This is a genomic window from Massilia glaciei, assembly GCF_003011895.2.
In the GTDB taxonomy this organism is placed as follows: domain Bacteria; phylum Pseudomonadota; class Gammaproteobacteria; order Burkholderiales; family Burkholderiaceae_D; genus Telluria_A; species Telluria_A glaciei.
Genome location: NZ_PXWF02000116.1, coordinates 1 through 7,162 on the forward strand (window position 1 = coordinate 1; position 7,162 = coordinate 7,162).

Consider the following 7,162-nt stretch of genomic DNA (forward strand, 5'->3'; position numbering starts at 1 on the left):
CTTTGCAGCGCCTCGATCTTGATCAGCGGCTGCGGCGCGCCGTTGATGCCGAACGCGGCCGGCACGCCGGCCCAAGGCCGGCGCAACAGCAGCCAGCCGAACACGATCGACAACAGGCCGGCGCCGCCGAGAAGCGGGCCCGGCGCGATGGCGTTGGTCGGCGACAACGCCGCGCTCACGCCCGCGGCCAGAAGGAACGCCAATGCGATTGCGAAGCCGAGCAACGCCACGCGGGTCGACCGCGTCTGTTTTGCCGTGGGCATGATGGAGACCTTGAAATAGCTAGTTCTGAGCGATGACCTCGGCTCATACAAGGAAACGGCGAAGCCGCAATCGCGCGACAGGGGGAAGGCCCGCTGTGTCAGATCAGACGAAGGACCAGATTGAATGTCAAAATGGCAGCAGGAGGGGTGTCGCGCCGTTCAGGGTACCACGTCCTGACTTGGCGCAAAGTTTTGTTTATCCATCAAGGCCATGCAAAATTGTTCATCCAGTGCCACCGCAGTGCCAGTGTTATGCAAACTTGAATGGCACGCACCGATGCCGCCGCAGCGCCGGGCGGGCGGCCGCGCGGCTTGACGCAGGCCAAACCGCTGCGCCGGCAAAACTCTTAGTCTTTCTCCTCAAACAGGCGCCGGCAAGCACGCCGGCGCGCGCAAAAGAGGGGACCGCGCCCATGACTTCCTTGTATTACCGCCCATCGGGCCGCTTTCCACCGGAAGCCTTGTGGTGCGCGCTGCTGTGCGCGCTCGCCGCCGTCCCGCTCGCGTGGCTGTACGCGCGGCTCACCTTCCACAACCCGCTGGTGCCGGCCAACCCCATGCTGACCGGCGGCTTCGCCGTCGCGCTGGGCACGCTGGGCATGCTGGTGGCGCGCTACGGCAAGGTGCGCCATCCGCTCAAGATGGCCCGGCTCGGCGCCGCGCTCGGGCTGTTCGGCTGGTATTGCCAGTGGGCCGCCTGGCTGGCCGCCGCCTCCGGCGGCGGGGCGGCGGCGGCCGGCATGCTCTGGTTCGCCGCGCACCCGCTGGCGATGGCGCGCACCGCCTGGCGCCTCAGCGAAGCGGGCATCTGGACCCTGTTCGGCCACGTGCTGCCGGGGCCGTTGCTGCTGCTGGTGTGGCTGGCCGAGCTGCTGATCCTGGCGAGCGTGCCGCGCCTGATGAGCCAGGTGCGCGCGCGCGCGCCGTTTTGCGAAGCCACCGGCCGCTGGGCCGAGCGCATCAGCCTGCCGAAGAAATTCTCCTTCGTCGAGGACGGCCCCCTGCTGCTCGCCTCGCTCGAGCACAACCCCGACGCCATGCTCGACGTGCTGCCGCCATGGCCGGGCCACATGGGCCGGCACGCGAGCCTGTGCCTGTACCGCTGCGCGAGCGGCGAGGCCTACGTCTCGATCACCAACGAGGAACTCACGCTCACCGACGGCAAGGTGCGCTGGCGCGACACGCGCGTGGCCGACTTCCTGCGCCTGAGCGAGGCCGGCGCCGACCTGCTCGTGCTCATGTGCGGCAAACCCTCGCCCGCGCAGGCCGACGACGAGGCCGCGCCCGACCCGCCAGAACTCGAACTGGCCATCGCCCACCTCAACGAGGACGCCTTCGCACAGGCCATCGAACAGGCGCGCCCGCACACCCGCTCCGACAAATTGCTCTGCCGCAGCGACGCCAACCGCATCTGCGCGCTCGCCTGCAGCCGCCTGGGCCAGTGGGAGGCCGCCTTCGGCCACTGGCACGCGCTGTTCCTCGACGAGCCCTCGGCCAACACGGCGGTGCAACTGGCGACCAGCTCCGTCATGGCCGGCAGCGTGGCGCGCGGCGAGACCTGGCTGCTCAAGGCCGGCGACATCAACAACGACACCGGCGAAATGCCGGCGGTGGCGCTGCAGACCAACTTCATCGACGCGCTCGGCGACAGCGGGCGCGCGCGCGAGGCCCTGCCCTACCTCGACGGCGTCAAGCGGCTGTACGAACGGATGCACGTGACCGACCCGCGGTTCCTGCAGTCGCGCCGCATTCCCTATTTTTTGGCCTTTTTGGAGCACAGCGCGCCGATCCTGGGGGCAACCCTGTCGACCGAGCAGGCGCACGACTGGTACGCCTCGATGCTGCCGCACATCGACCAGGACGGCAAGGCGGCGCTGTGCCGCTGGCTGGCACAGGGCATGCGCGCGCCGCCCGCCGCTAGCGCGGCGGGCGCGTCGGGCGACGGCCCGCCCTCCGGCGCCTAAGGAACCTTGGCCGTTGCCGGGCCCGTTGCCGGGGCCGTTGCCTTGGTCGCAGCCGTTGCGGGAGCCGTTGCCGGGGCCGGGGCCGCGGCAGGCGCGCCGCACCGCCTGCGGCTTTCCCCGAGTTTGGCGCGCGCCACCGCGTCGGCCGCGTTGAGCCGGCCGCCGGCCGCGAACCCGGCGTAGCGCGCCTCGGCCAGGTCGAGGTAGGCGCAGGCCGACCCCTTGTCGACGGCCTGCAGGCCGAGTTCGCCGACCTTCTGCCACGCCACCGCGCTGCCCCGTTGCAGGTAGACATCGAGCGGATCGCTCTCGCTCTGCTTCAGCAGAGTCGCCAGCGCCTGGCGCGCGCCGGCATAGGCGGCCACCGCCGCGTCGGGGCGCGCGGCGGCGGCGACCTGGGCCTCGAGCAGGGCGATGCGCGCCGGCAGCGTGTCGTCCGGGTCGGCCGGCCGCCTCCGCCGGCCGCGCCCCGAGGTGCTGGGCCTCGGCCAGCGCCAGCTCGAGCTCGAGCACGCCGCCGGCAATGCCGGCGTTGCTCGGGTTGCTCGCCGCCTGCAGCGCGAAGGTGTCGCGCGCCAACGCGTATTGCTCCTGCGCGGCGCCGTAGTCGCGCACCGCCATCATGCCGTCGGCCAGCGCCGAGCGCCCGATCGCCACGTCGCGCGCGGCCCGTTCGTCGCCCGGGTCGGCCTCGGCCACGCCCTGGCGCAGCGCCAGCGCGCGCCGGATGCGGGCGATGCCCTCCTCGTTCCTGCCCTGCTCGATCAGGATGTCGCCGATCTGGCGCTCGGTGATGCCCAGCTGGCGGCGCCAGCGCGGGTCGTCCGGGGTCTCCTTGAGTTTCTTCTCGGCCAGCGCGAGCGAGAGCATGGCGCCCGCGTGCGCCGTCCCGAGATCGCCCGTCACGCGGCTCAGGTCGGTGAACTGGCTGAGCACCGGCACATACACCTTGACCGCCTCGACCCCGGCCGGATGGCGGCGCATGAAGTCCTCGAGGTCGGTGCGCAGGGTGGCGAATTGCGCCAGCGCCTCGGTCAGCTTGCCCGCGTTCGGCTGGCCGCGGGTGTACAGGATGGCCGCGCTGTAGCGGCGCCGCGACAGCGCCTCGAGCGCGTCGGCGGACTTGCCGCTGCGCCGCGCGACCTCGCGCGCGGCCGCCGTGGCCGCGTCGTAATGGTACTGGGTCTCGGTCACATTGCCCTGCGCCCAGGCCAGGTCGCCGAGGCGCTGGTGCACCTCGCGCAGGCCGGACACGTCCTCGAGCGCGCTGCCGGGGCCCCGCGGCACCGACAGGCGCAGCGCGAGCGCCTTGCGGTAATGCTCCTGCGCCTCCTTCGGGCGGCCGAGGTTGGCGCCGACCTGGTTGCCGCCCACGTCGCCGATGCGCTCGTAGGCGCTGGCGACGTCGCGCTTGAGCTCTGGCTTGAGCCTGGCGTCGGCGGCCAGTTGCTCGAGGTACAGCAGGGCCGTGGCGACCAGTTTCTCGCGCGCCGCCGTCGGCCCCTTCTCGAGCGTGTCGTTGACCTCGAACAGCATGGCGCGCGCCAGCTTGTGGGTCTGGTCGAAGCGTTTCTCGGCCACGGCGCGCGCGGCGTCGGCCTCGCGCGCCTGCCACAGGGCGACCCCGGCCGCGGCGAGCACGGCCGCCACCGCCGCCGCCGACACGCCCAGCGGATAGCGCTGCATGACCTTGCGCACCCGGTAGCCCCACGACGGCGCGACCGCGTGCACCGGCTCGTTGTTGAGGTAGCGCTTGAGGTCGCGGTCGAACGCGTCGGCCGAGGCGTAGCGGTTCTCGGGCGCGCGCGCGATCGCCTTGAGCAGGATGTTGTCGAGGTCGCCGCGCAACTGGCGCGCCAGCCGCCGCCCGGGCGCGAGCGCCTTGTCCGAGGCCAGCGCGGCCGGCCCGCCCTTGGCCGCCCCGGCGCCGCCCGCCCCCCTCCCGTCGCGGTGACCGCGTCCGAGGGCCGGGTCGGCGCCAGCGCCTGCTGCCGGCGCAACATCTCGAGCGCCGAGCCGGTGTTGTCAGCGTACGGCAAGCGGCCCGTGAGCAGCGCGTACAGGATCACCCCGAGCGAATAGATGTCGGTGCCGATGCTCAGCGCCCTGCCTGCCAGCTGCTCGGGACTGGCGTACATCGGGGTCAGCAGCCACGACGCGGCGCCGCCGTCGCCTTCGGCCTGCTCGCGGTCCTGCAGCTTGGCGATGCCGAAGTCGAGCAGCTTGAGCGCGCCGTCCTTGGAAACGAGGATGTTGGCCGGCTTGAGGTCGCGGTGGATCACCAGGTGCTGGTGCGCGTAGTGGACGGCGTGGCAGACGCGCGCGAACAGCGCTATGCGCTCGGGCAAGCCAAGCTTGTTCTGCGCGCAATAGGCGTCGATCGGCACGCCCTAGCAATACTCCATCACGAAATAGGGGCGCCCGTCGGCCGTGCTGCCGGCGTCGATCAGGCGCGCGATGTCGGAATGCTGCAGGTTGGCGAGGATCTGGCGCTCGCCGTGGAAGCGCGCCAGGGCCGCCTCGGAGGCGGCGCCGTCGAGGATGATCTTGAGCGCGGCGCTCTGGCGCACGGCGCCGTCGGCGCGCTCGACGAGCAGGATCACGCCCATCCCGCCGCGGCCCAGTTCGCGCACCACGACCCAGTTGCCGATCCGCTCGCCAGGCCCCGGCACGGCCGCCTCCACCCGGCCCAGTTCGGCCGCCAGCGCGGGCGCGTCCTCCATGAAACCGTCGAGCCGGTCGAGCCGGCTGAGCAGGTCGGCGACCATCGCACGCAGGGGTTCGTCGCCGCCTCTTTCGGCCGCGACGAAGGCGGCGCGCCCGGACGGCGGCACGTCGAGCGCGGCGCTGAGGATCTCGTGGGCGCGTGCGCGCAACTAGTCGCTCATGGGTCTATTTTTCCTCAAGTTCGTACAACAGCCAGAGGCGCGCGACACTCCAGTCGCGCTTGGCTGTTGCGGGTGAAATGTCGAGCACCTCGGCGGTCTCCTCGATGCTCAGGCCGGCGAAATAGCGCAGGTTGACCAGGCTGGCCTGGCGCGGCGCCACGTTCTCGAGCGTGGCGAGCGCGTCGTTGAGCTTGACGAGCTGCTCGGTGTCGCACGGCGGCAACGGCATCTGCTCGGTCAGATAGGGGATCTTCTCGGCGTCGGCGCCGCGCTTGTCGGCATTGCGCGCGCGCGCGTAGTCGACCAGCACCTGGCGCATCGAGCGCGCCGCGAGCGTGAGGAAGTGCTTGCGGTCCTCCCAGCCCAGGTCGTCGGTCGAGACCAGCTTGAGGTAGGCCTCGTTGACCAGCGCGGTCGGCTGCAGCGTGTTGTTGCGCGACTCGCTGTACAGGTAGCCGCGCGCGATCTTCTTGAGCGCCGGATAGACCACCGAAAACACCGTGTCGAGCGACGGCTTGTCGCCCGAGGAAGCCTTCACGAAGAGCGCTGCGAGGTCCGGCTTTATCACGATGGTCCGCTGTCAAGAGTTCTTGCCGAGGAAGAATAGTAAAACGATTCTGTCAATAAACACAACTATTTGCGTGCAAATTCGATGTCAAATATTTATCCTCGATGAGCCGGTTTTCGGGTTTCCTACGCAATATGGTGTGAGGCGCATTTTCCGCGCCGCCGCGACCACCGATTCCCAACCAGCCGAGGTTCCCATGTCCGATTCCCGCTCCGCCGCCGCGCGCCCCGCCGGCCTTGCCATGATGCTGTGCCTGGCCACGGGCGCGGCCGCGCAGGGCGTCCCGCGGGCCATCGACAGCGGCGAGCTGCGCGCGATGGCGGCGGCGGTGCAGGCGGCGGCCAAGGCCGAACAATGGCGCGCTCAGCGCCGCGGCAACGACGAGGGGCAGCGCCAGCGCGCCGGGGTCAGGTACGGCGCGGCGAGCGAACTGGGCTCGGCCGGCGACTACGCCTGGGTGCGGCGCTACGAGAACGCGGCCATCGGCGAGGTGCAGAAACAGGCGGTCCGCGCCGGGCTCGCCGCGGCGATCCGCGACGGCACCCTGCTCGCCGCCTACGACCGCCCGGCCTACGCCGAGCGCAACGCCGCGGCGACCTGGGCCACGCGCGATCCGCTGCAGCGCTGGAAGACCTGCGAGGTCGCCGGCGCCCTCGCGCGCGCGCACGTGTTCGGCGACTTCGCCGGGCGCGGGCGCAGGAATCCGATGCACGGCGCCGCGATCGCCCAGGCCGGCTACGCCGAGCAATGCGGCGCAGCGGCCTACTGGTACGGGCGCATGATCGAGGCCGGCGACAGCGCCGTGCCCGGCTTCGACAAGGCGGTGCTGTTCCCCCTGGTCACTGCCAGCCCGACCCCGTTCGCGCTCGAGCAACTGATGGAGCGCATCTACGGCGTGGCGATCATCAATGGCGTGAGCGCGGCCTACGAGCGCATGGCCGAGCTGTACCGGACCAGGGGCCCGGCCCGTTTCGCCGGCAAAAAATTCACCTACCGCATGAGTTGGCTCGTGTCGGGAAAATTCCACTATTGGAACGACGCGCCGGACCACACCCGCATGTACCTGATGAAGGTGCAGTACACCAAATGCCTGGTGGCCGACCCGGCCAACCTGACGCGCGCGCGCGGGCTGCGCGGCGCCTATTCGGACCCGGCCACCGACCTGCGCTAGGGCTACAGCAACGGCGACCCGACCCTGGCCGCCTATTACCACGCCTACGTTGCCAAACTGGAGGCGAGCATGCCGAACAACGATCAATTGGCTTCGGGCGGGGACAAATAGGCTCGCGCGGCGCTTCGGCGGTGGACTTGCAGCAAGGTCGTTGGCGTCGTCGCCGCCATTGACGGAAACGGCGCATCGCGGATGGGGGGCGGCAACCACGCGCAGATGTGAGGATCTGACAGTCGCGCAGGGGAAAGCTGTGGGTGGATGATCCCGGGCAAAATTTCTGCCGGCTAGTACAACATCCCTTAAATAAG

Annotated in this window: 6 protein-coding genes and 1 pseudogene; 3 read left to right on the forward strand and 4 right to left on the reverse strand. The window is 70.6% G+C overall.

The genetic code is table 11. The features are described from left to right. The coding region (locus C7C56_RS08495) for a hypothetical protein (protein ID WP_146204350.1) at positions 1-263 on the reverse strand (263 nt) is incomplete at its 3' end. A 413-nt stretch (positions 264-676) separates the two neighbouring features. Here C7C56_RS08495 and C7C56_RS08500 point away from each other — a divergent pair. Continuing rightward, positions 677-2,227 (forward strand): hypothetical protein, encoded by a 1,551-nt coding sequence (locus tag C7C56_RS08500; RefSeq protein WP_146204351.1) that lies wholly within the window; start codon positions 677-679, stop codon positions 2,225-2,227. Here C7C56_RS08500 and C7C56_RS28675 read toward each other — a convergent pair. Continuing rightward, positions 2,224-2,751 carry a hypothetical protein gene (locus C7C56_RS28675; RefSeq protein WP_181373074.1) on the reverse strand — a complete coding sequence of 176 codons (528 nt, stop codon included), beginning with the start codon at positions 2,749-2,751 and terminating at the stop codon, positions 2,224-2,226. The genes C7C56_RS08500 and C7C56_RS28675 overlap by 4 nt on opposite strands. A 98-nt stretch (positions 2,752-2,849) precedes the next feature. Between C7C56_RS28675 and C7C56_RS30670 the strand changes: the two genes are divergently transcribed. Further along, positions 2,850-3,314, forward strand: coding sequence for a hypothetical protein (locus tag C7C56_RS30670; protein WP_106757008.1), 465 nt, complete (start codon positions 2,850-2,852; stop codon positions 3,312-3,314). A gap of 103 nt (positions 3,315-3,417) precedes the next feature. On the opposite strand, the pseudogene C7C56_RS30675 reads toward C7C56_RS30670, so the two are convergent. Together C7C56_RS30675 and C7C56_RS08520 are read right to left on the reverse strand one after the other, a co-directional pair. Next, positions 3,418-4,995, reverse strand: a pseudogene (locus C7C56_RS30675) (protein kinase domain-containing protein). A gap of 124 nt (positions 4,996-5,119) precedes the next feature. Continuing rightward, positions 5,120-5,683, reverse strand: coding sequence for a sigma-70 family RNA polymerase sigma factor (locus C7C56_RS08520; RefSeq protein WP_267874674.1), 564 nt, complete (start codon positions 5,681-5,683; stop codon positions 5,120-5,122). Between the two features lie 196 nt (positions 5,684-5,879). Between C7C56_RS08520 and C7C56_RS08525 the strand changes: the two genes are divergently transcribed. Further along, entirely contained in the window at positions 5,880-6,854 is a 975-nt protein-coding gene (locus tag C7C56_RS08525) for a hypothetical protein (RefSeq protein ID WP_106757012.1), read from the forward strand. The last annotated feature ends 308 nt before the right edge of the window (positions 6,855-7,162 follow it).

Bases quoted from the DNA above. Each gene is read 5' to 3' on its own strand.
- C7C56_RS08500 (WP_146204351.1), top strand. From the start codon at position 677: ATGACTTCCTTGTATTACCGCCCATCGGGCCGCTTTCCACCGGAAGCC.
- C7C56_RS30670 (WP_106757008.1), top strand. From the start codon at position 2,850: ATGCCGTCGGCCAGCGCCGAGCGCCCGATCGCCACGTCGCGCGCGGCC.
- C7C56_RS08525 (WP_106757012.1), top strand. From the start codon at position 5,880: ATGTCCGATTCCCGCTCCGCCGCCGCGCGCCCCGCCGGCCTTGCCATG.